Source organism: Lysinibacillus capsici (assembly GCF_003367505.1).
Lineage (GTDB): Bacteria > Bacillota > Bacilli > Bacillales_A > Planococcaceae > Lysinibacillus > Lysinibacillus capsici.
Genome location: NZ_PXXX01000018.1, coordinates 189,510 through 213,056 on the forward strand (window position 1 = coordinate 189,510; position 23,547 = coordinate 213,056).

At 38.1% G+C, this 23,547-nt stretch carries 23 protein-coding genes, 1 riboswitch and 1 other annotated feature; of the genes, 4 read left to right on the plus strand and 19 right to left on the minus strand.

Annotation, left to right across the window (positions count from 1 at the left end):
- Positions 1–21 precede the first annotated feature (21 nt).
- The 3 genes from yqeH to C7B89_RS16540 are packed head-to-tail and all read right to left on the minus strand — an operon-like array spanning position 22 to position 2,462.
- Positions 22–1,125 carry a ribosome biogenesis GTPase YqeH gene (gene yqeH / locus C7B89_RS16530; RefSeq protein WP_054550069.1) on the minus strand — a complete coding sequence of 368 codons (1,104 nt, stop codon included), beginning with the start codon at positions 1,123–1,125 and terminating at the stop codon, positions 22–24.
- Positions 1,122–1,643 carry a YqeG family HAD IIIA-type phosphatase gene (locus C7B89_RS16535; RefSeq protein WP_016994153.1) on the minus strand — a complete coding sequence of 174 codons (522 nt, stop codon included), beginning with the start codon at positions 1,641–1,643 and terminating at the stop codon, positions 1,122–1,124. Before C7B89_RS16535 ends, yqeH begins: the two co-directional genes overlap by 4 nt.
- 36 nt (positions 1,644–1,679) lie before the next feature.
- Positions 1,680–2,462 carry a phosphatidylserine decarboxylase gene (locus C7B89_RS16540; protein WP_048392148.1) on the minus strand — a complete coding sequence of 261 codons (783 nt, stop codon included), beginning with the start codon at positions 2,460–2,462 and terminating at the stop codon, positions 1,680–1,682.
- 136 nt (positions 2,463–2,598) lie between these two features.
- On the opposite strand from C7B89_RS16540, the gene pssA reads away from it, so the two are divergent.
- A complete protein-coding gene (gene pssA / locus C7B89_RS16545; protein ID WP_048392670.1) occupies positions 2,599–3,099 on the plus strand; it encodes a CDP-diacylglycerol--serine O-phosphatidyltransferase in 501 nt (166 codons plus the stop codon).
- Between the two features lie 86 nt (positions 3,100–3,185).
- Positions 3,186–3,893: an RNA polymerase sporulation sigma factor SigK gene (gene sigK / locus C7B89_RS16550; protein ID WP_004226867.1), complete on the plus strand. Its 708-nt coding sequence runs from the start codon at positions 3,186–3,188 to the stop codon at positions 3,891–3,893.
- A 327-nt stretch (positions 3,894–4,220) separates the two neighbouring features.
- On the opposite strand, the gene mtnN is transcribed toward sigK, so the two are convergent.
- The 16 genes from mtnN to recD2 all read right to left on the minus strand — a co-directional run bounded on the left by mtnN (position 4,221) and on the right by recD2 (position 21,938).
- A complete protein-coding gene (gene mtnN, locus C7B89_RS16560) occupies positions 4,221–4,913 on the minus strand; it encodes a 5'-methylthioadenosine/S-adenosylhomocysteine nucleosidase (RefSeq protein WP_016994157.1) in 693 nt (230 codons plus the stop codon).
- Positions 4,914–4,973: 60 nt separating this feature from the next.
- A complete protein-coding gene (locus C7B89_RS16565) occupies positions 4,974–5,633 on the minus strand; it encodes a YrrS family protein (protein ID WP_048392147.1) in 660 nt (219 codons plus the stop codon).
- A 143-nt stretch (positions 5,634–5,776) separates the two neighbouring features.
- The gene (gene greA, locus C7B89_RS16570) at positions 5,777–6,265 is read right to left on the minus strand and encodes a transcription elongation factor GreA (RefSeq protein WP_016994160.1); all 489 of its coding nucleotides are present in this window, start codon (positions 6,263–6,265) and stop codon (positions 5,777–5,779) included.
- 175 nt (positions 6,266–6,440) lie between these two features.
- On the minus strand, positions 6,441–7,079 hold the full coding sequence (gene udk, locus C7B89_RS16575; protein WP_004226858.1) for a uridine kinase: 639 nt from the start codon (positions 7,077–7,079) through the stop codon (positions 6,441–6,443).
- Positions 7,079–8,359: a peptidase U32 family protein gene (locus C7B89_RS16580; protein ID WP_054550066.1), complete on the minus strand. Its 1,281-nt coding sequence runs from the start codon at positions 8,357–8,359 to the stop codon at positions 7,079–7,081. The genes udk and C7B89_RS16580 overlap by 1 nt, the downstream gene beginning before the upstream one ends.
- Before the next feature lie 14 nt (positions 8,360–8,373).
- Positions 8,374–9,306, minus strand: a complete 933-nt coding sequence (locus C7B89_RS16585) for a peptidase U32 family protein (RefSeq protein ID WP_115674133.1) — start codon at positions 9,304–9,306, stop codon at positions 8,374–8,376.
- A 5-nt stretch (positions 9,307–9,311) separates the two neighbouring features.
- A complete protein-coding gene (locus C7B89_RS16590; protein WP_054550064.1) occupies positions 9,312–9,944 on the minus strand; it encodes an O-methyltransferase in 633 nt (210 codons plus the stop codon).
- A gap of 286 nt (positions 9,945–10,230) precedes the next feature.
- Entirely contained in the window at positions 10,231–11,358 is a 1,128-nt protein-coding gene (gene mltG, locus C7B89_RS16595) for an endolytic transglycosylase MltG (protein ID WP_048392143.1), read from the minus strand.
- Positions 11,359–11,507: 149 nt separating this feature from the next.
- Positions 11,508–12,035: a DUF1292 domain-containing protein gene (locus tag C7B89_RS16600; protein WP_048392142.1), complete on the minus strand. Its 528-nt coding sequence runs from the start codon at positions 12,033–12,035 to the stop codon at positions 11,508–11,510.
- A gap of 345 nt (positions 12,036–12,380) precedes the next feature.
- Positions 12,381–12,689: a DUF1292 domain-containing protein gene (locus tag C7B89_RS16605; RefSeq protein WP_004226842.1), complete on the minus strand. Its 309-nt coding sequence runs from the start codon at positions 12,687–12,689 to the stop codon at positions 12,381–12,383.
- An 18-nt stretch (positions 12,690–12,707) separates the two neighbouring features.
- The gene (gene ruvX / locus C7B89_RS16610; RefSeq protein ID WP_004226840.1) at positions 12,708–13,124 is read right to left on the minus strand and encodes a Holliday junction resolvase RuvX; all 417 of its coding nucleotides are present in this window, start codon (positions 13,122–13,124) and stop codon (positions 12,708–12,710) included.
- 2 nt (positions 13,125–13,126) lie between these two features.
- Positions 13,127–13,393 carry an IreB family regulatory phosphoprotein gene (locus C7B89_RS16615; protein WP_004226839.1) on the minus strand — a complete coding sequence of 89 codons (267 nt, stop codon included), beginning with the start codon at positions 13,391–13,393 and terminating at the stop codon, positions 13,127–13,129.
- A gap of 88 nt (positions 13,394–13,481) precedes the next feature.
- Positions 13,482–16,142 carry an alanine--tRNA ligase gene (gene alaS / locus C7B89_RS16620; RefSeq protein WP_115674134.1) on the minus strand — a complete coding sequence of 887 codons (2,661 nt, stop codon included), beginning with the start codon at positions 16,140–16,142 and terminating at the stop codon, positions 13,482–13,484.
- A gap of 87 nt (positions 16,143–16,229) precedes the next feature.
- Positions 16,230–16,445: a binding site (T-box leader), on the minus strand.
- 68 nt (positions 16,446–16,513) lie between these two features.
- Positions 16,514–17,479 carry a magnesium/cobalt transporter CorA gene (gene corA, locus C7B89_RS16625; RefSeq protein WP_066036480.1) on the minus strand — a complete coding sequence of 322 codons (966 nt, stop codon included), beginning with the start codon at positions 17,477–17,479 and terminating at the stop codon, positions 16,514–16,516.
- A 246-nt stretch (positions 17,480–17,725) separates the two neighbouring features.
- Positions 17,726–17,891, minus strand: a riboswitch (M-box (ykoK) riboswitch).
- A gap of 57 nt (positions 17,892–17,948) precedes the next feature.
- Complete coding sequence (gene hpaB, locus C7B89_RS16630) at positions 17,949–19,382, minus strand: 4-hydroxyphenylacetate 3-monooxygenase, oxygenase component (protein ID WP_115674135.1); 1,434 nt, start codon at positions 19,380–19,382, stop codon at positions 17,949–17,951.
- A gap of 123 nt (positions 19,383–19,505) precedes the next feature.
- Positions 19,506–21,938: an SF1B family DNA helicase RecD2 gene (gene recD2, locus C7B89_RS16635; RefSeq protein WP_115674136.1), complete on the minus strand. Its 2,433-nt coding sequence runs from the start codon at positions 21,936–21,938 to the stop codon at positions 19,506–19,508.
- A gap of 189 nt (positions 21,939–22,127) precedes the next feature.
- Between recD2 and hisA the strand changes: the two genes are divergently transcribed.
- Together hisA and C7B89_RS16645 are read left to right on the plus strand one after the other, a co-directional pair.
- On the plus strand, positions 22,128–22,895 hold the full coding sequence (gene hisA, locus C7B89_RS16640) for a phosphoribosylformimino-5-aminoimidazole carboxamide ribotide isomerase (RefSeq protein WP_115674137.1): 768 nt from the start codon (positions 22,128–22,130) through the stop codon (positions 22,893–22,895).
- Positions 22,892–23,179 (plus strand): hypothetical protein, encoded by a 288-nt coding sequence (locus tag C7B89_RS16645; RefSeq protein ID WP_048392136.1) that lies wholly within the window; start codon positions 22,892–22,894, stop codon positions 23,177–23,179. Before hisA ends, C7B89_RS16645 begins: the two co-directional genes overlap by 4 nt.
- The last annotated feature ends 368 nt before the right edge of the window (positions 23,180–23,547 follow it).

Sequence of the window (23,547 nt, forward strand, 5' to 3'; positions counted from 1 at the left end):
TCTCTCTACTATGTCCTCCATTTAGATCAGCGAAGGACGAATTGAAACTTGTACACCTTTTGGTGCGTAAGCTGCTACTACTACATTCGCATGTTGAACGGTAATCCAGCCAAGCCCAGAAAATACTACATCTGTTTTCGCTTCTTTGATGGAAAATTCGTGACGAACCAATGGCGGTAACTGGTCGATAAAGTCCGCAGTTGGGGGTGCCAATAATTCTCCTTTATGCTCTTCATATAACGCATCTGCCTTCTCAAGCTTTGTACGATGAATTGGTAAATCATTTGCCACATGGATGGTAAAGGCAGAACGATCACCCTGAATAAAATCAAATCTTGCTAATGCCCCAATAAATAGAGTTTGCCCAGCATTTTGTTGATAGACTTTCGGCTTAATTTCTTTTTTCGGCATAATATATTTTAATTCACTGGCATCAATATGATGAGCCATTTGATGATGATTAATAATACCTGGCGTATCATATAATGCACTACCATCATCCAATGGAATATCAATCATGTCTAAAGTAGTACCTGGGAAATGTGAGGTTGTAATCACTTCACCCTCACCTGTTGCCTGCTTAATAATTCGGTTAATGAACGTAGATTTCCCAACATTTGTACAGCCAACAACATATACATTTTGTCCTTTACGATATTCATCGATGGCTTCCATTGCTTCTGCCATCCCTTTGCCTTTATGGGCACTGACTAATAGGACATCGACAGGCTGTAGTCCAAGAGCCTTTGCTTCACGTTTCAGCCAGTTGATAACTTTTTTTGGCTTCACAGACTTTGGTAATAAATCAGCTTTGTTGGCAATCAATAGGACAGGATTCTTCCCTACAAAACGATGAAGCCCTGGTAGCCAACTTCCATTAAAATCAAATATATCAACAATTTTTACGATTAAGCCTTGCTGTGTGCCAAGACCATTTAAAATACGTAAAAAATCGTCATCTGTTAACGATACTGGTTGAATTTCATTGTAATTTTTCAAACGGAAGCAACGCTGGCAAATGACCACATCCTTTTCTAATGATGATGGGGGTGCATACCCAACTGCTGTTTTATCTTCTGTTTGAATTGTTGTACCACAGCCAATACAATTTGGCATTTCAATCATTCTTGTTCCTCCCAAGTTATAATTCCTTTTCGTTTCAAATCATTAAATACGCGACGTTCAATGAAACGATTCAATTTTGTTACAAGCCCATCTGATTGTGCAACAGGCTTCACGAGCACTGTGTGTAAGCCTAAGCGATTTGCGCCCATTACATCCGTAAGGAGTTGATCTCCTACCATTACTACTTCATTTGGACGTAAGCCTAGTTGAATCAGTGCATTATAAAAAGCATTACGAAGTGGCTTTTTCGCCTTGTGAATATAAGGGATACCTAACGGCTCAGCAAAATGCTTTACACGAGCTTCCTTGTTATTTGACGCAATAATAACACGAATACCTGATTCTTTCATAATGCGTAACCAAATGATTAGCTCTTCTGTTGCATCTGGACGATCCCATTCAACAAGCGTATTATCTAAATCCGTAATGATTCCTCTAATCCCTAATTCTTGTAACTTTTCCGGCGTAATTTCAAAAATATTCGTCACAAATTCGTTCGGTAATAAAAAATTATACAAAATAGCGACCCCTAATCTTAACGTATTATTCGACCATTATAGCATATTTGCAAAGGCTTCACCCATTCGAATTGGGCTTCCTTTTACAACATTATCCGTAAATTTAATTGTATCCTTTTCAAACAGCATCACAACAGTGGAACCAAATGAGAAATAACCAACTTCCTGCCCTTTCTGCCATTTCGTTGTTGTATTGGTAAGTACAATGGAATTCACAAAGGTTGCACCTACTTTGATAAATGCAACATGCTGATTATTTGCTGCTTTCAGCTCAGTCACTAAACGATAATTATGAGAAATTGGTTTTTTACCGTATGTAAGACCTAACTGATTCACAGGATAAGATTTCTGACCAAGTGTATATTGTCGTAAGACTTCTCCATCTATCGGGCTATGGATACGATGGTAATCAGCAGGACTTAAATAAAAAACAATAAAATGTCCGTCTGCATATTGTGCAGCTCGTTCTGTATTGCCGAGTAAATCTTGTAATGCATAAGGCTTACCCTTCACAAGAAATGTCATATCCCATTCAATACGTCCAAAGGATTCCACTTTTGCGTCCACTGGGCTGGCATAGACAGTTGGATTTTTTTCAATAGGTCGAGCTTCTTCAATAAGTTCTCTTGTAAAAAAATCATGTAAACATGAAAATTGTTGTTGTTTTTTTGAAACTTCTTCAAGGTTAATATCGTATAACTTCATGTAGCTTGGTATTATACGTTTACTCCACTTCGCTTTTGCTATTGTCTGCAAAAGATGGGAAGATTGCTTACCATTCGTTAGTTCTATCAAGCGTTGATATAGTTTTTCTTTCATACAGTAAAACCCCTATCCATTAATTTAGACTGTCAATTTTTTCGCATTCGAAGTATAATGGTACAATATCTTAAGTGCAAAGGAGTGATCCCCCTTGTTTTTTTATCACAAGTTGGTGGATACCACGGTTAAGAAAATGAAATCGCACGCAGCTAACTTCATAACAATTAGTAATATGTCCTTTGGAGGCGCGGCTATTATGGCCACTCTACATGAATACTATAGCTATAGTGTCTTGTTTATCTTTATAGCAGCTCTTCTTGATCGCTACGATGGTAAGGTAGCGAGAGCGCTCGGACAAGTGTCAGAATTAGGTAAACAATTAGATTCTATGAGTGATATTATATCATTTGGTGTGGCGCCTGCATTATTAATGTATGAAGTTGTTCTAGTTGATTTTGGTTTTGTCGGCATGATGATGGCCGTATTATTTATCGTCTGTGGCGCGATGCGTTTAGCTCGCTTCAATATTAGCGAAGCGAACGGTTATTTCACAGGTTTACCAATTACAGCCGCAGGTACGTTCTTAACTTTAACGTATTTCGCAGCTTATACGTTCCATCCGGCATTTTATCTTTTCCTTTTCCCCATTTTAGCTTTACTCATGATTAGTACATTTACGTTAAAAAAAGTGTAACAGCACATTTGCTGTTGCACTTTTTTCATTTCCCACGGCTTTTAAACATATACTGTCGAAAAATGGGGAAAGGATGAAATCATTCAATGAGCGGAATTTTTACATCGATGTTGCAGTTATGGCTTGAAATCCCTGCGTTGCTTGGCTATTTAAAGGGGCAAACATTCCATAAACCCTTTTCAAAAGAAGAGGAAGCTGCTTGTATTGAACGATTTTTAGGTGGCGATGAGCAAGCGCGTCTTGATCTAATAGAACGTAATATGAGGCTTGTCGCACATGTCGTTAAAAAATTCCATCCAAAACATGAGCAACTCGATGATTATATTTCTATTGGAACAATTGGACTAATGAAAGCCGTTGAGAGCTATACCCCTGATAAAAAAACTAGACTTGCCACATATGCAGCTCGTTGCATTGAAAATGAGATTTTAATGCATCTACGCACCCAAAAGAAAGTGCAAAAAGACGTTTCGCTATTTGAGCCGATTGGAACTGATAAAGATGGGAACGCACTGCAAATTCGCGATTTACTTCAGTGTGATGAAGAAAGTGCCACAGAGAAGCTAGAGCATAAAGAGCATGTAGCACAACTATACCACTATTTGCATATGCTCGATGAACGTGAGCTCGAAATTGTGACACTCCGTTATGGCTTAAATCAACAGGATGCACTTACGCAAAAGGAAATTGCAGCACGCTTAAATATTTCACGTAGCTATGTATCTCGCATTGAAAAACGGGCACTTATTAAACTCTATCAACTATATAAACGAGACCAAAAAACTATTGAATAATATATTGTAAAATGGTTATGAAAAAAATTCAATCCTTCAATGGCGGAAGATGCCTATTTCATGGCATATAAAAAACTCCTTTGCGACATGACTATGTCGCAAAGGAGCTTTCCCGTCATACTAGTGTGCTGATTCAGAGAGTTCTGCTGAAATCAACGTACCTATTAAAGTTGTAATAATGACTACACCTGCTGTTAAAAATAACATCATGAATGCCTCCCATTCTATTATGAAGAGATTTATTAATGTCAGTGTAGCATTTGTTTTTTGTATCAACTGTGATTTTTCTCACAGAATAAACCACACATTTTGACCATTCTGTGTAGTTTATAGTGAGGAAATTGCTTTTAATACGACTTGTGTCGAATGTTTTGCAGCAACTGGTAAAAATTCATCAAAGCTAATATTCGATTCTTTACCTGCAATATCTGATAATGCACGAATGACTACAAAAGGTGTAGCAAATTGATAACAAACTTGTGCAACTGCAGCCGCTTCCATCTCTACAGCTTTCATTTGAGGGAAATGGCGACGAACAGCCTCTACACGTTCAGGATCATTCATAAAAGCATCCCCAGAGCAAATTAAACCAACGCCATACTGGTGCTCTCCAACTGCCTTTACAGCCTCCTCAGCTACCTTCATCAATTTCTCATCTGATTTATATGCTGCTGGCATACCAGCCATTTGTCCAATTTCATAGCCAAAGATTGTGACATCCACATCGTGGTGACGAACTTCATCAGAAATAACGACAGCGCCTACCTCAAGAGCTTCATCATATCCACCTGCAGAGCCTGTATTAATGACAACATCTGGTTTAAACTCATGTAAAAGAATTGTCGTAGACATAGCAGCATTTACTTTACCAATACCGCTTTTTAATAATACGACTTCCTTGCCTTCAAAAGTTCCTGTTGTATACTCACTACCTGCAATCGTTGTGCTGTGTGCATCGTCTAATGCTGCTCTTAGAAGCTCCACTTCCTCTTCCATTGCGCCAATTACTGCAATTTTCATGTACTGTTACTTCCCTTCTTTTATCAACTCTATTAAAAATAATCAAAAGAGTGATTTTCGTCAATAGGCGCCTTCTAATGTATTTAGTTGCTCTAGCTTCACAGGCTTCCACCCTTCATTATCAACCCATTCCATGCTTACACGATACATTTGAGATTTATCATTGGTCGAAACAGTTGCAATGGATGAATTAGGACCACCATTATTTTGCATACGCCAGATGATCATATTGCTTTGGTCAATACCTGTCACAGTAGATACTGTTGCTACTTTCTCAGCCCAGTCTACAGACGTGTCGTCATATGAAGACACATGCTGACCTGTTTGAGTTGTAGGTGTTGGTTGCCAATTTTTATTCGTGATGACCTTCTCAACAATAGGATTATCTGATGCTGATTCTTCTGCTGTGCCTTGTTCTTCCTGGGATGTCTCAGGTTCTGATTCTTCTTCTGAAGGTTTATCTTCTTCTACAGCAAGATCTTCTTTTTCTTCATCCGTTGGTTCTTTTTCTACTTCTTTTTCATCATCACCGCTCTGTTCTTCTTGAACGGGTTCCTCTTTCACTGCTTGATCTGCATCATCTTGCCATTTAAACACATAGGTTGCTGTGATAATAATGAGTACAACCACAACACCAATTAGAACATTCAATAGTTTATCTAGCTTTTTATTACGAGATGGCTGCAAATGACGACCACTTCGAGTTTGTCGTTCACTCATAATGTCTCCCCCTCTCTAGGCAATATTCTATCAAGTTCGACAGCACTTGCAAAATAATTCTACTCACTATTTTACTACATAGTTATCACGCTAAAAATGGTACAAGCAGTCAGCCAAAGGCTAACTGCTTGTACATAGTCATATTATTTAATTGAGACAATTTTCACTTTCATTTCGCCGCCAGGTGTTTGAACGACAACCTCTTCACCTTCAGCACGACCAAGTAGACCTTTTGCAATCGGTGATTCATTGGAAATACGGAATTCCATAGGATCTGCCTCAGCAGAACCAACAATTGTATAAGATTCTTCATCTGTTGATGGCTTACCATTGATGATTTCTACGAATGTAACCGTTTTCCCTAGTGATACTACACTGTTATCTGTCTCGTCTTCAGAAATAATCACTGCATTGCGAATCATTGATTTTAATGTTGAAATACGACCTTCTAAAAAGGCTTGTTCTTCTTTAGCAGAATCGTACTCAGCGTTTTCAGAAAGATCTCCAAAATCACGTGCTATTTTAATGCGTTCAACGATTTCTTTTCGTGTTTCAGTTTCTAATTTTACTAATTCTTCTTCTAATTTACGTTTTCCCTCAGCTGTCATAGGGTACTGTTTTTCATTTGCCAAAGTCCTTCACTCCTTGTTTCTTCAATATAAAAACATAAAACTCGACTAAATGCACGGAAGATGCATTTAATCGAATTTTATTATTTTTAAACGTTTTCAAATTACGCTTTGACCTAATAGTATGCATGCTTTTTCAAAATATGCATGTAAATATTGTCAATACCACTCTATCTTATTACAATACGTTGTCGGTTTCAAGAATAGTTTTAATTTTCGTTACCATTAAATCAATCGCCACCTCATTATCCCCACCTTCAGGAATAATGATATCAGCATAACGTTTTGTTGGTTCAATAAATAAATTATGCATCGGTCGAACCGCTGATAAATACTGCTCAATCACCGAATCCGTTGTACGTCCACGCTCTTTAATATCACGCATAATACGGCGAATAATACGTAAATCTGAATCTGTATCCACAAATAATTTAATATCCATTAAATCACGTAAATCAGCATCCTCAAGGACTAGAATACCTTCTAGTATAATAACATCTACTGGTTCAACATGTATAACTTCTTCTGCCCTTGTATGCTGGACGTAATCATACACAGGTTTTTCAATTGGTTGACGCACTAGCAACTTTTTTATGTGCTCAATTAATAAATCATTATCGAAAGCTAACGGATGATCATAGTTAGTTCCTAAACGTTCTTCAAATGTTAAATGACTTTGATCCTTATAATAAAAATCTTGTTCAATTACCACAACAGAATGCTCACGGAAAACATCATAAATGGCGCGCGTCACACTCGTTTTTCCCGAGCATGAGCCACCTGCGATTCCGATGACAACAGGGCGCTTCACTGCCATTAGTTATTCTCCTTTCGCATCATGTTATGCGGCTTCAATGGTGTATCACATTTAAATTTCACAATTTGTAATGGATGACGAGCTGCATCTAGGCTATTGCCATCCTCGTCCCAAATTTCACCCATTGTTAAACGGAAATTCTCAATTTCAGGACCAAAGAATTCTACTTCGTCACCAGGTTTAAAATAATTACGCTGTTGCATTGTCACTATTTTTGTCTCTGGATCATGCTCTAAAATAAGTCCAGCAAATTCATAGGTTGTTTTACGACCATGCACACCAAACATCTGCTCCTCAAAGCCAGGTGCATCATGGAAGAATGCTTCAGCCGTATCACGGTTAGCACATTTGTCTAATTCCTCTAGCCATTCACGTTTAATTTTAAAATTATCAGGATCTGCACAATAAGCATCAATCACTTTACGGTACACAGAAACAACTGTCGCTACATAGTGAATGGATTTCATACGACCTTCAACTTTTAACGAGTCGATACCTAGCTCAATCATATGAGGAATCGCTTCAATTAATTTTAAATCTTTTGGACTCATCGCAAATGGTGCATGACTCTCATCGAAAAGTGCTTTTTCTTCACCATCTTCTAATTCATATAGATCGTAGTCCCAACGGCATGATTGGCAGCATCCCCCTCGGTTTGAGTCACGAGCCGTCATATGATTAGAAAGAACGCAACGACCAGAGTAGGCAATACACATTGCTCCATGAACAAAGGCCTCAATTTCAATGTCGACCTTTTCCTTCATCAGCTTCATTTCTTCTCCGCCCACTTCACGTGCTAATACAACACGATGTAAACCTTCTTCTTTCCAGTACTGCACGGCCTTCCAGTTGGACAATGATTGCTGAGTAGAAAGGTGAATTTCAAGCTTAGGTGCTGCTGTACGACATGTTTCAATAATGAGCGGGTCTGCTACAATAATACCAGTTACGCCCACTGATTCAATATCCTTTAAATAACGCTCTAAGCCATCCATATTTTCATTGTGGGCAAAAATATTTGTTGTTACATATATTTTCGCACCATATTGATTGGCAAATTCTACACCTTCACGCATCTCTTCAATTGAAAAGTTATCCGCATTCGATCGTAGACCAAACTCTCGCCCACCGATAAATACAGCATCTGCTCCGTAATGGACAGCTATTTTTAATTTCTCTAAGCTACCAGCTGGTGCAAGTAGCTCTGGTTTTTTTGTAATGACACGTTTACCGTTGACAATCTCACGGATTTTGTCATTTTGCTCTAACGCTAATGCCATGTTATTGTCCCCTCCTAGTAAACTGTTTCCTTGAAGATAAAGCCCGTATCTAATGGTCTAATAGCTGGTTGAATATCTTCAATTTTTGCTAATAAATCGTCTTTTATTTCTTCATATGCCTCTTCTGATTCGTCAAAATACGTATCGATCGCTTTTCGATAAGCTTCTGTTACCGCGACTACATAGTCTGGCGTTTGAAGTACACCTTCAATTTTCAGAGCATCGATGCCACCTTCAAATAATTCGCCTAGTTCATCAATAATACACATATCATTTGGACTGAAAATATGTGTACCATTTACATCTTCATATATTGGATATTTGTTATTTCGTTCATCATCATGTAGGAACATATTACGATTTTCCTGGCGATTTTCAATAGCCATTACTTTATCTTGATATAAGAAATAATGGCCGAGTAATGGACGTTTTGATTGGAACATACATGTCATGCCATGTACTTGTACTTCAATTTCCATTTCGGTATTTTCTTTAATTTCTAATACTTCATCAAGAGAAAGCTCACGCGCTAACACGGCACGCGTTGCACCACGTTTCCCCCAGTAATTAGCCGTAAACCAGTTTGTAGCTGTCGTTTCTGGATTCCAATGTAACGGAATCGTAACACCTTGCTCTCTACGAATAATGAGAACCGCTGGATCACCGTAGATTAAACGGTCCACACCGATACGTTGCATTTCATTTAAATAATCAGCAAGTGCCTCTAGCTTCTCATTATGGAAAAGTGCATTGACTGCAACATATACCTTTTTACCCGCTTCATGAATAAGCTTTGTCGCTTCTTCTACTTCTTCAACGGAGAACTCTCCTGCTAGACGTAGACCAAATTGTTGTTCACCAATAACAAAAGCATCTGCTCCAGCGACTAAAAGTGCTTTTATATGTTCTAATGATTGTGGTGTCACAAGCAATTCTGGTTTTTTCATAGTAGTCACCTCTTCAAACATAGTAATAAACCATCACCGACTGGTAAAAAAGCACTTGTATAATCTGGGTGCTGCATAATCCAATCCGTGAAGTTTTTTAAATTGCGAATCATTGTTCGCTTACGACGTGGAACATCCTTCAACTCTAAATCAGACAAACCATGCATGTACATATTATCGATATACAATACCCCACCTGATTTTACTAAAGGTGCATATTTTTCAAAAAAGCGTTGGTATTGTCCCTTCGCAGCATCAATAAAGACCGCATCGAATGTTGTGTTAATGGCCTCGTCATCCACTTCTAAAGCGTCACCCTCAATGACCGTAATTCGATCGGATACAGTCGACCGTTTAATATAGGCTTTTGCCCTTGCTACACGATCTTGATCACGTTCAATTGTAACAATTTGGACATAAGGCAATGCCTCTGCCATACGAATAGCAGAGTAACCAATTGCTGTACCTATCTCTAAAATTTTTGACGGATTTTGAATACGCAACAGTTGATTTAATGCATCAATACCTGCTAGCTGCATGATCGGTACGTGATGCTCCTCCGCAAATGCTTCCATTTCTAAAAGCAATTCATTACGTGGCTGTATAAATGATTGTATATATGCATCTGATAATTCCATTGTTTCCACCCTCATTTAAAAGGCAACGAGCGTTTGCCGTTGTCTGTACTTCATCATTTATCAACAAAAAGAAAAAGACCAAACGTGATGTCTTGGTACTTTGCCATACAAAAATGAGCAATTGCTTCGATATGCTCAAACAATTGCCACCACGCATATTTGTCCCGCATAAATGAACGGATTGATCAAAAATCACACTTTATAATAGCATGAAAATAGAAGGAAAGCTATTTTTCTTTCCTTCTATCCATCTGTTTGCTATACGATTTTTGTTCTTCCTATATGTTTACTCTTCTTTTCGTAAATATTTTTCTACCTTCTGCAAATGCTCATCATAGGTTTTTGAGAAGTGGTTGACACCCTCTTTATCTGCTAGGAAGTAGAAATAATCTGTTTGACTTGGATTTAATGATGCCTCAATCGAAGTTTTACCTGCACCTGCTATTGGACCAGGTGGTAGACCTTTATTTTTGTAAGTGTTATAGGCATTATCCACTTCTAAATCTTCATATAGAACACGATCCTTGTGATCACCCAGTGCATAGAGCACGGTTGGGTCTGTTTGGAGTGGCATCCCTTCATTGATTCGATTATAGAAGACACTTGCAATAGTCTCTCGATCCGTTTGAGCAGTCGCTTCTTCTTCCAATAATGACGCAAATGTTAACAGCTGATGTACGGACATTTGTTTTTCAGCTAATACATCACTATAGTTCTTCACTACATTGTTCATGGCTGCTATCATCTCTTCTACAATCGCTTGTAAAGATGGTTTTTCTTCATAATAAGAATACGTAGCTGGATATAAATAGCCCTCTAAGTCATAGCGAATATTGTCAGCTAAAACAGCCTCTGTAACTAGCTCAGGATAATTAGCCATCATTTGCTGAACAAATGTGTCACTCGTCACAAGATCCATAAATTCTTTTTGTGTGTACGGTGTTTTCTTTTCAATCACTTTCCCAATTTGTTCAAGTGTTAAGCCTTCTGGGACTGTCATCGTAAAGACAGGCTTACGATATACCTTCCCTGTTTTCAAGCTTTCAATGAGTTCATCAAATGTCATTGCCTGTGTTAAATCATAATTTCCCGCTTGAAATTGTGATTCATTTTTAAATTTTGCATAGTATTTAAAAACACGTGCATCTTTTATGACACCTTTTTTCTCTAGTAGTGTTGAAATGGAGGACAAACTAGAGCCAATTGGTACTTCTACTGCAATTGTTTTCGTTGCATTAGGGTCTAATGGTTTTAAAGCACCTTTTACATAATTGTACCCAAATAAACCAACAACTCCAATTATTAGTACGAAAACAATGGCAATAATTGCGACGATTTTTCTCACCATTTTTACCTCAGATTTTCTTTCTTGCATTTTTGAAAACATTTCTTGTTTTTTTGAACCGTTATCCACGGGTTTCCCCCCTATCACTATTCAATATCATACTAGAAATCAACTTTCACGACAAACAGAAATCGACAATTCTGTAGAAATTACATATGTAAAAAATCTGCCAACAACTTTCGTTAGCAGATTTTTGAGGATTCTAGAAATAGTTTATCCTATAAAGTGTTTAATACTTCTTCTACAAATTCCCATTCTTCATCTGACTCAATCGGGTATAACTCTTCAATCTGGCCTTCATTTCCAGCTATATATTGGGCTGCAAAAATATCACGCTCATCAATCGGTTCATCTGTTGCTGGCACATATAATACATACGATTTACCGAATTGCTCAGATGAAAATGTATGAATGACTTCGCACACTTGATCTTTTCCTTCTTCGTCTGTCACAGTAATTAGCTGTGGTTCTTCTTCAAATTCATCAAGTAATGTTAACACCACTTCATTAATCATTTCCCATTCGGCATCTGTTTCAACAGGCTGTAAATTTGTCATCTCACCTGTATTGTCATCATAATCAAAAGTCATCGCGGAAAGGTCTCCTGGAATTTCTTGACCGGTTTCATCTAGAAGGGAAAATAACACATAGGACTTGTCCTCCGCATCAAAGGTAAAGACCACACGACACTGCTGTTCCTTACCATCTTTCCCAATGATCATAAATTCTTGCGTTTCTTCATTCATTCTGGTTCCTCCTTTATGACAATTTGATGTCATTTATTAAATCGTTTTTTTGAGGTTAGACACTTTAGAATAGCTTCTCCTATTTTTGAGCAAGTTTTCCCTGCATTTCTTCTCTACCTTTGAGCAGGTTCTCGATGTTTGGAGTGGTGCTTGGAACGGTTACACTCTATTTCTAAGCGAATCCACAAACTTTATGAACGTTTCCCAACAATTGTGGATAAAAATCACACATTTACAATGCATTCATTCTTCAATTTAACAATCCTTCTACATTAGAAAAGCTTCAATAAAAAAGGAACAAGGACTGCAAGCTGCGATCCTTGTTCCAAGCTTTGAGTTAGAAGATTAGTCTTCGTTTTCATCCTCTAAAGCGTTTAAAACGTCCTCTACCATATCCCACTCTGCTTCAGTTTCGATTGGTGTTAATTCACCATCTTCACCATTTTCAGATGGTACAAATGAAGATACAAAGATTTCAACTGAGCCATCTTCATCTTCCTCTGCGCCTACCATTGAGTAAAACACATATGATTTGCCAAACTCTGGAGATTCATGAACGTGAATCACTTCACAAAGCTGCTCGTTTCCGTTTTCGTCAATCACTGTAATGTGTTGAACATGTAATTCTTCTTCATGGTTATGCTCGTGTGCCATGCATAGTCACCTCATCAATTAATTTTTGCTATCTAAGTAGCCTTGTAAAATCATCACAGCTGCCATTTTATCAATGACCTGCTTGCGCTTTTTGCGACTCACGTCCGCTTCGATCAGCATACGTTCAGCAGCCATCGTCGTTAAACGTTCATCCCATAATTTGACCGGTAGTGAGAAATGCTCTTCTAATAGCTTTTTATAGTTCTCAGAAGCCTCTCCACGCGGTCCAACCGTATTATTCATGTTTTTTGGAAAACCTACAACAAATTCTGTTATAGTATATTCCTTTACTAGCTCAGCGATACGGTCAATACCGAACTCACCATTAGCTTCATCAATTTTTACGGTTTCAATACCTTGGGCGGTCCAACCAAGTGCATCACTTACAGCAACACCCACAGTTTTTGACCCAACGTCTAATCCCATAATTCTCATTTCTAGTCCTCGTTATTCTTTTTGATATAAAATTTAACAAGCTCCTCTAGAATTTCGTCACGCTCAAGCTTGCGAATTAAATTACGAGCATCCTGATGGCGAGGAATATACGCCGGATCACCAGAAAGTAAGTAACCAACAATCTGATTGATAGGGTTATATCCCTTTTCCTCTAATGAAGAATGAACTTTCAACATTACCTGCTTGACTTCCTGTTCCATTGATTCTTCTGGAAAATTAAATTTCATCGTTTGATCAAATGAACTCATGACCAGCACCTCGCTTTCAGAAATAAGGAGATGTGCAAACAAGCTCATCTCCAATTTCTCTTTATTATAACATGTTTTGGTGAATTAATTAAATGGATTTAACATAATCATACACAGAAAGTAGTGCTTCATCAAGTTTTGATGCATCTTTTGCACCTGCCATCGCCATATCTGGACGACCGCCACCTTTACCACCACATGCTTCCGCAACCATTTTCACAATATTCCCTGCATGGTAATTGCCACCAACTAATTCTTTTGAAACACCAGCACATAACATAACTTTTTCACCATCAACTGCTCCAAGAACAATGACTGCTTTTGGCATTTTTGCTTTCAGGTCATCCATCATTTGACGGAGTTGATTGTTATCCTTCGCTTCCACTTTTGTAGATAGCACTGTCACATCTCCAATTGTTTGAGCGGCATCAACAACTGCCCCTGCCTGTGCATTGGCGATTTTTTGAGATAATGCTTCGTTTTCACGTTGTAATTCTTTATAGTCTGCTTGTAATGCCTGTACTTTTGTGACAATATCTTTAGCATTTGCTTTTAATAATGCTGCTGCATCATTTAATAATGCTTCTTCTTCTTTTACTGCTTCATAAGCAACTTTTCCTGTAACAGCTTCAATACGACGAGTACCTGCACCGATACCACCCTCTGAAACAATTTTAAAGAAGCCAATTTCAGAAGAGCGTTTAACATGGATACCACCACATAGCTCAATCGAATAATCTCCGATGGATACTACACGTACAACATCTCCATATTTTTCACCGAATAATGCCATAGCACCCATTGCTTTTGCTTCATCAATACCTTTTTCTTCAATAACGACCTCTATATCATCCCACACTTTTTCATTTACAATACGTTCAATTTGCTGTAATTCTTCTTTTGTAACTTGACCAAAGTGAGAGAAATCAAAACGTAAACGATCAGGTCCTACATATGATCCAGCTTGGTTCACATGATCACCTAGCACATCTTTTAATGCACGTTGCATAATATGTGTTGCCGTATGGTTTTTAATGATTAAATTACGGTCATCACGATTGACCACTGCTTGCACTGCATCTTCCACATGCATTTCCCCAGATTCAACTACTACTGTATGAAGCGGTTGACCATTCGGTGCTTTTTGAACATCTTTTACAACAGCCGTAAAGCTATCATTTGAAATAGTACCACTATCAGCAATTTGACCACCCATTTCAGCGTAGAATGGTGTCTTCGCTAAAATAACCAATGCTTCCTGACCTTCCGAAGCGACTTTCGCAACTTGACCATTGACGATCATTGCAGCGATTTCAGTATTAACACTTAACGTATCATAGCCAACAAATTCACTTGCAACCGTTAAGTTTGCTAATACTTCATTCTGTACTTGCATCGAATCAACATCTTGTCGTGCAGCACGCGCGCGTTCACGTTGCTCTTCCATCGCTGCCTCAAAACCTTCATGATCTACTTTCATGCCTACTTCCTCTGCATATTCTTCCGTTAGCTCGATTGGGAAACCATAAGTATCATATAAACGGAAAGCATCTGCTCCTGGGATGTAATCATGACCAGCTGCTTTTTGAGATTCCACTACTTCATTAAAGATAGCTAAACCACCATCTAATGTTTCGTGGAAACGAATTTCTTCATTTTTAATGACACGTTGAATAAATTCGCATTTCTCTGTAACTTCTGGATAGAAGTCTTCCATAATTTTACCCACAGTTGGTACAAGTTCAAACATAAATGGTTTTTCAATACCAATTTGTTTAGCATAGCGAACGGCACGACGTAGTAAGCGACGTAATACATAGCCACGGCCTTCATTTGAAGGCAGGGCACCATCGCCTATAGCAAATGCTACTGTACGGATATGGTCTGCAATCACTTTAAATGGTGTATTAATATCTTCATCTGAGCCAAAGATTTCATTTAAGTCTACTTCGCCAGGTCGTTTATATTTACGATTGGCAAACTCCTCAATTTTTTCAATAATTGGCATAAATAAATCAGTATCAAAGTTTGTTGGTACATTTTGCACGACGGACACAATACGCTCTAAGCCCATACCTGTATCAATATTTTGCTTTGGTAGTGGCGTGTAAGTGCCATCAGGATTATGGTTAAATTGAGAGAACACAAGGTTCCAAATTTCTAGGTAACGCTCATTTTCTCCTCCTGGATACATTTCAGGGTCATTTTCATCTGAGCCGTATTCTACGCCGCGATCATAAAAAATCTCTGAGTTCGGACCAGATGGGCCTTCTCCTATATCCCAGAAGTTCCCTTCTAAACGAATTAAACGTTCTTCTGGAATACCAATTTCCTGATGCCAAACATCATATGCTTCCTGGTCTTCTGGGTGAATCGTGATGGATAATAACGCTGGATCAAAGCCCATCCATTTTTTATCTGTTAAAAACTCCCAAGCATAATGAATTGCTTCTTTTTTAAAGTAGTCACCAATAGAGAAGTTTCCTAACATTTCAAAGAATGTATGGTGTCGAGCTGTTTTCCCAACGTTTTCAATATCGTTGGTACGAATCGATTTTTGTGCATTTGTAATACGTGGATTATCAGGGATAATACGGCCATCAAAATATGGTTTCAAAGTTGCAACACCTGAGTTGATCCAAAGAAGTGATGGATCATTTATTGGCACAAGTGGTGCTGATGGCTCATGATGATGCCCCTTTTCTTTAAAAAATTCCAAATACATACGGCGAATATCTACTGCTTTCATTGGATAAATTCCTCCTATTTTATATTGTAAAATCACGATACGAATCCTGCGATTTACCGAAGAAAATAAAAAAAGCCCTCATCCCCAAAAAGGGACGAGGACTTGTCATTAGTCTCGCGGTACCACCCTAGTTGTAAGTAAAAACCTTACTTACCTCTTTAGCACTTGTAACGTCAGTGAACGGCAGGGATTAGCTGCACTCTGGAGTAGCTTTCAGCATTTGCTGTTGTGAGGATTTTTTCAGCCTAGAAATCCCTTTCTTGTGCACACACAAATACGTACTTTTTCCATCATCGTTTTTACTTTTTCTATCGAAAATTATAAAAAAAATCTATTGCGCTGTCAATTAGTACTAGTCTGACTAACACTAACTAAGCAATCATTTTTTTGAAATATATCCACATACCCCATGTAAAGATAACTAAGAAAGCGCTAATTGCAATAGTTGTATAAGGGGTATCTTGATAAGGTAAAGGCACATTCATTCCAAAAAAACTAGTAATTACTGATAGTGGTAACATAATTGTCGAAATGACCGTTAATAAATTCAGCTTTTCAATGGATTTCCCACTGATAATTGAAAAATACGTATCAAGCGTGCTGTTCACTAAATCGCGATATGTCTCTGTGGAGTCGACAATACGCTCTAGATGGTCATTCAAATCTTTATAGAATGGAATATTTTCTTCTTGAATATCAAATTTCCACTGGCCATTGATTGTAGAAAAAATTCTTCTTTGTGGCATAATGGCCTGACGAATTAAAATAATTGTCCGCTTCAATGCAAGAAATTCCTCTGTCACCACTTTTGGTTGATAATCATAAATTTCTTCTTCTAGTTCATCTATACGTGCGCGAATTCGTTCTAATACTGGGAAGTATTCGTCTGTAATACCGTCAATAATTGTATGCAATAAAAAATCAGTACCCTTTTCCAAAAATCTTGGGCTATTGACACAAACATTTTCCATTTTTCCTAGCCATTGCAACTTTTGTTTATGCACAGTCACAATATAGTTTGGTCCCATAAAAATATTTAACTCAACGGTTGTAATTTCATTGTTACTTTTCTCATTATAAATTGGTGCATGGAGCACAAAAAATTTATAATCACCATAACTATCCATTTTTGGACGTGAGCCTTCATGTAAGCAATCTTCAACTGCTAGTGGATGAAAGCCAAATACATCAGCTATATTATTCAATTCATTATAACTATAGGCATATAAATCTACCCATAATAAATCTTCGTTATGAATAGGGAGTTGTAAATCAATCATATTGAAATCATGTTGGACTGTCTTGCTGCTGCTATTATAATAGTGGATTTTAATCATTGCATTTCACCTCGTGTTTGTTATTGAGGGAAACAAAAGGTCATCCTTAATCACCCTTTGTCTGCATCGGTGATCAGAAATCGATGACTTTTTATGTGTTTCCCTTTGCCTAAATGATACTTATTCGGTTCAGGACTACTATCCATTTCTCATCACCTTCCTTCCATAACAAAAACACGCCTTCTACGAATGAAGGCGTGTTGAATACACATATCAAAAAAATAGCAATAAAATACATTGCATGCTTGTTACCTTCAAACGTTGAGTTTTAGCACTATGCGGCATAGGAATATGTCCAGCTACGTTAAAAAACACCTTATTTCGATGATTTCTGTTGACCCATTGGCGTCTCTCGACATTTTTGGGTAGTAGCGTATCTCCAGCATAGGAGCCTCACCTAACGAAGGGAGTCTTATTTTTTTATTCCTGTAAATGATAACGGATAGTTTCACAACTGTCAAACTTTCTATCAATCATTTTTCAAAAAGTCTTCCACTCTTTGCACTAAATGCTCTCGTTGATAAGATTGATAGAGTAAGCTAGATAAACGTACAGGATCACCAAAGAAAAAGCGTTCATACAATGTCTGTCTTGTGCCAAAACTACTCATTGTTAAATCCCAAGCTAAACGAAATTTCTTTACTCGCTCTTCCCCTTTGTCTTGAAATGATTGCAGATAATGATCAAGATCCCCATCATCCGTTGCAAAAGCTTTTGCACTCGGTATGGACATTAATCCACTTGCTCCCAGTTGCTGGATGATATCTGTAAAGGTAGGATATACTTTCGGGAAGATATGAATAGCGACCTGTAATGTGGATTGGTCTGGTCTGATAAAGCCAAAGGAATCCCTTTGTGCCTCAATTTCTGATTTTAATTGCAATGCTTTCATCGTTTCTAATGCTACGATGACATCTACCACTTTTTGATGGACATGTTGGTAATCCCCAATATTTATGGAATCCACAATCATTTGTACAACCCCTAGGATGAATTCCGTCTTAGCAATTTGACGTGACAGCACATGATGCAAAGTATACGCTTGGAAGCCACTAACATTCATAAATTGATTGGCCACTTCAACATTTTCGTAATAAAATACTCGTTCCCACGGGACAACTACATCCTCAAACACAACGATTGCATCCATTTCTTCAAAACGTGCACTTAACGGATAATCAAAGGTAGAATCTCCCCCTACAAATGATTGCCGACATAAAAACTTTAAGCCTTTCGTGTTACTTGGAATAGAAAACCCGAAACCTTTTCCTTCATCATAGCCATTTGTTGATAAAACAAGAAGCTCATCTGTTATGCCACCCTGTGTCGCTAGTAATCTTGCCCCTTTAATGACTAAGCCCTCACTTGTTTTCCCAATGATTTTAGCTGCAATGGTTACTTCTTCATCCTCATAGTAAAAGCGCTTGCGATTTACCTGTGGTTCGATAAAGGTATGTGTCATCGTAATATCATTCTCGCGAGCATACTCATAGAACTTCAGCAAATGCTCTGGGAAACAATTTGGCTTCTCTTTTAAAAAATCTGACGCTGATGCAAGGGCCATTAATGTTGTATTCATATAATCAGGGCTTCTCCCCATAAAGCCTTGAGAAGATAATGCCCATTCCCTTGCCGCTTGGCGCCTCTTCACAAGATCTTCTGGCGTCAATACTTGAAGAAATGACATGCCAACTTTCTGTTTACTAGTTGGCGATTCATAGGTCATTTTTTCAAGAAGTGCCTCTTGATGTTGTAAATCAAAAAGTTTCGCTTGACTCTGGATAATTCCTTTAAAGGCAGGATGTTCTGACACCTTTCCTGTCACGACTTTCCCATCTATCGAAATATACGTTTTTAAAGCATCAATTCGTTCAATATACTGTTGCCCTGTCATTATTGGCATGCTGTCACCCCTATACATTCCCTATGTTTTTGTACTCATCTAGTATATGAAATGTCCAAATATTAGGTGACGATACATCAATTAGAAAAACCCGATTAGACAGTCTAATCGGGAATATATATTTTAGTCATCCAAAAAATCATATGGAGAGACATCATTCATACCAATCATTGGATGAATATAAGGGGCTGTTTCAACTGTTAGCTTTTGTTCAACGGAAACAGGCTCCTGCATCCCTTCATTATCTACTGGCACTGCCTCGACTTCCACAAGTTCTTCCTCAATTTCCATTGGGTTAAGTCTTGCACGTAAAGAGGTGAAACGCTGAAGGTCATCTGTACGTTGTAAACCATCCGCAAGCACATCTGGTTCACCACATAAAATCAAAAAGTTTTTAGCACGTGTAATACCTGTGTATAAAAGATTACGCCGTAACATTTTGGAATACCCTCTAACCACTGGCATAATGACCGTTTGAAACTCAGAGCCCTGTGATTTATGGATGGAGCAACAATAAGCTAGTGTCAATTGATTGAGGTCGCTTCGTTGATAGGTCACTTCAATGCCATCAAAGGATACGATCAGTAAATCTTGTTTTTCGATCGTCTCTTTCGCCTTAATAATACTAATGACCTCACCCATATCTCCATTAAAGACATTGCTTTCAGGTTGATTGACAAGCTGAAGAACTTTATCCTTTATTCGATAGGTGACATCCCCAAAGACTAGCTCTTTTCGTGTGCCAGTATCATTTGGGTTAATAAGCTCTTGAATCATTTTATTTAAATTATCTATACCAGCTGGTCCTTTATACATGGGCGCCAACACTTGAATATTACGGATTTCCTGGCCCTTTGCGACAGCACTTTTGACAACTTGAGTTACAACGTTGGCAACTTGGTCTGCTGAAGCCTTAATAAACGAACGATCAGAGGTTTTAGCTGTTAACTCTTGTGGAATCGTTCCTTTTTTTATTTGATGCGCAAGTTCAATAATCGTTGAGCCTTCTGCTTGTCGATAAACATCTGTTAGCTCGACAGTTGGTAGCTGCTTGGATGCTAATAAATCCTTTAACACCTGTCCTGGACCTACTGGTGGAAGCTGATCCTGATCTCCAACAAAGACAACTTGAACATCTTCATGTAAAGCTTTTAATAATTGATGGGCAAGCCATGTATCAACCATTGACATTTCATCCACGATAATCAGCTTACCTGTTACTTCCCGCTCTGTTTCTTCCTCTTTTTCTTGCCCTGTAAAACCGAGCAGTCGATGGATGGTCATCGCAGGAAGCTCTGTTGATTCGGCTAATCGTTTAGCAGCACGTCCAGTCGGCGCACAAAGAATAATCGGAAAAGGCTCCTCTTTTTGAGCATACTCTTTTGGATTTAAGGATAGCCCATGAAGCTTTGCATAAACTTCTACGACTCCCCGTACAACAGTGGTTTTCCCCGTACCAGGACCACCCGTTAAAATCATAACAGCTGAATTTAAAGCCTGTTCGATGGCATTCGCTTGTGTTTCTGCATAGGTAACATTGAGTAGCTCCTCTGTTTCTCCAATGGCTTTTCGAATTTCATCTTTACTAAAATGTTCAGCCTTATTATTCCGCTCGATAAGCGATAAGATTTTCGATGCAATCCCTACCTCTGAAAAATAGAGTGATGGCAAATATAACCTTGTCTCTTCACCACAAATTTTGCCTTCTTCACGGAGTCTGATACAGGCTTGAGAAATATCCTCGAATGGTATCTCCTGTCGTTGGCTTTGTTCAAGCATTTCCTTAACGAGCGGTAAAACCTGTTCTGCATCTAGATAAACATGTCCATCCGATAAAGCTGCTGTATTTAAAATATGTAAAATCGCTGCTTTGACACGATCAGGATGTTTACCAGTTATACCTAATTTCGCACCTAGCTCGTCGGCTCGAAAGAAACCCACCCCTTCCACATCTTCAATCAAGCGGTATGGATTTTCTGTCAGTAATTCAATGGCTTCTGTTCGATAGGTTTGATAAATCTTCATCCCAAGCTGTGGACCAAATCCCCACTCATTCAATTGAATCATGACCCGCTCTAAGCCTAAGTTTTGCTCAATGGTGCGGTGAATGACTTCTTTTTTTTCAGCGGATAGACGCGGAACAGCATCGAGGGCACTAGGATCTTCTAAAATAACACGGAGTGCATTAGCACCTAGTTTTTCAACAATCGTTTCAGCTGTTTTTTTCCCGATCCCTACGAAGAGGTCACTAGATAAATAATGAATAATTCCTTGCTCAGTTGCAGGTACCTCTTTTGTAAATGTCTCAATTTGAAATTGAGCGCCGTATTTAGGATGCTGTTTTAAAATACCAGTAAATCGATATTGTTCATCCATTTGTAGTGGGGGAAAATAACCAACAACAATAATCTCTTTATCTTCATATTGCAAATTCGTCTCTTGAATTTTCACACGTACAATCGAATACATATTTTGCGCATTATGAAAGATAGAGACGATCGGACGTCCGAGTATAAAAAATTTATTGAGTTCAAATAAATCTAAATGATCTGTCATGTTCGGTCCGTCCTTTCTTATAGTTTTCAATCTTTTTATTTTACCATAGCCACATAAAAATATCGCAGACAAAAATATATCCACTTCGTTATTTTTACATTATTTTGACAAATGACAATTCTCTGCCTTTATCCTCCGTTCCATGCTATGATTAATATGAATTAGTTGCACGGAAGGATTGTGAAATTATTGGAATTTAGACCTTGCATCGATTTACACGATGGCAAAGTAAAGCAAATTGTAGGTAGCACTTTGGGATATACAAATCAAGCAGTTGTAGAAAACTTTATTTCTCAACATGACGCTAGCCACTATGCACAAATGTTTGCCCAAGATCGTTTAACAGGTGGACACGTTATTATGCTAGGCTCTGGTAATGAAGAAGCTGCCCTATCCGCTTTAAAAGCCTATCCTCAAGGCTTGCAAATAGGTGGTGGCATTACGGCTGACAATGCTCAAAAGTATATTGACGCAGGCGCTTCGCATGTCATTGTCACATCCTATATTTTTCATGATGGTCAGCTCGATTTAGCGCGTTTAAAGCGCTTAAATCAATTAATTGGTAAAGAACACCTTGTCATTGATCTCAGTTGTAAGATGCGTGATGGGAAGTGGTTTGTCATGACAGATAAATGGACTACATTTAGTCATTTCGAAGTCAATGCTGCGTCGATTGCCTATATTGAAGACTTTTGTGATGAGCTGTTAATACATGCTGTCGATGTTGAAGGGAAAAAGGGTGGTATGCAGGAAAGCTTGGTACAGGATTTAGCTGCCTGGACATCTATTCCAACTACCTATGCAGGTGGCGTTCGTTCAATCGAAGACTTAGAAAAATTTAATCAATTAGCCCACGGAAAACTTCATGTAACCATTGGAAGTGCGCTCTCAATTTTTGGTGGCGATTTACCTTATACAGATGTAGTAGAATATTGTAAAAAAGGCGGGATCTTGTGAAGCTCATTTATAAAGATTATGTTTTTCCATTTCAAGAAACTAATTTAGAGAGAATTATAGATGGTAAGTATTTTAAAGTGAATAAAAAAGATCATTCTCTTGCGATTCATGTACAACTTGACAACGAACAAATGTTATTGGAATTTTCAAAATCACTAAAGGCAACATGTGGGTTCTTACGCGATCAAGAAACAGAGCCTTATATTGGAACCTATATTGATTTACAAATTTTCGTTGATGAGTTTAATAAGCGCTATAACTTAAATGCTGAAATTATTAGTTAAAACAAGGGGACAAAAGGTTCCCTTTGTTTAACCTCAAACCCTCTTCTGCATTTCTTCCTTGCCCCTATTTCTGAAACCTTTTCATTGTCATGTGAGTTATATATTGTATAGCATAAACCACAGGGGGCTTCCATGACTAAACTACATATTTTTTCCTACCTTATTTTTATGCTTTCCGCTCTTCTTATAGAGATAATCACCGTGATCTCCTATGGTGTAGGCTTTCATAGTGGATAGAGAACATGGTGGATAACTTTTGGTCCGTTTAATTTTTATATAGCTCGTATTAGTTTGCCTATATTAATTGTTTATTTATGGAAGCTTTCAATCAATAAAAATTTATCATTGACGATAGGATTGAAGTTCAT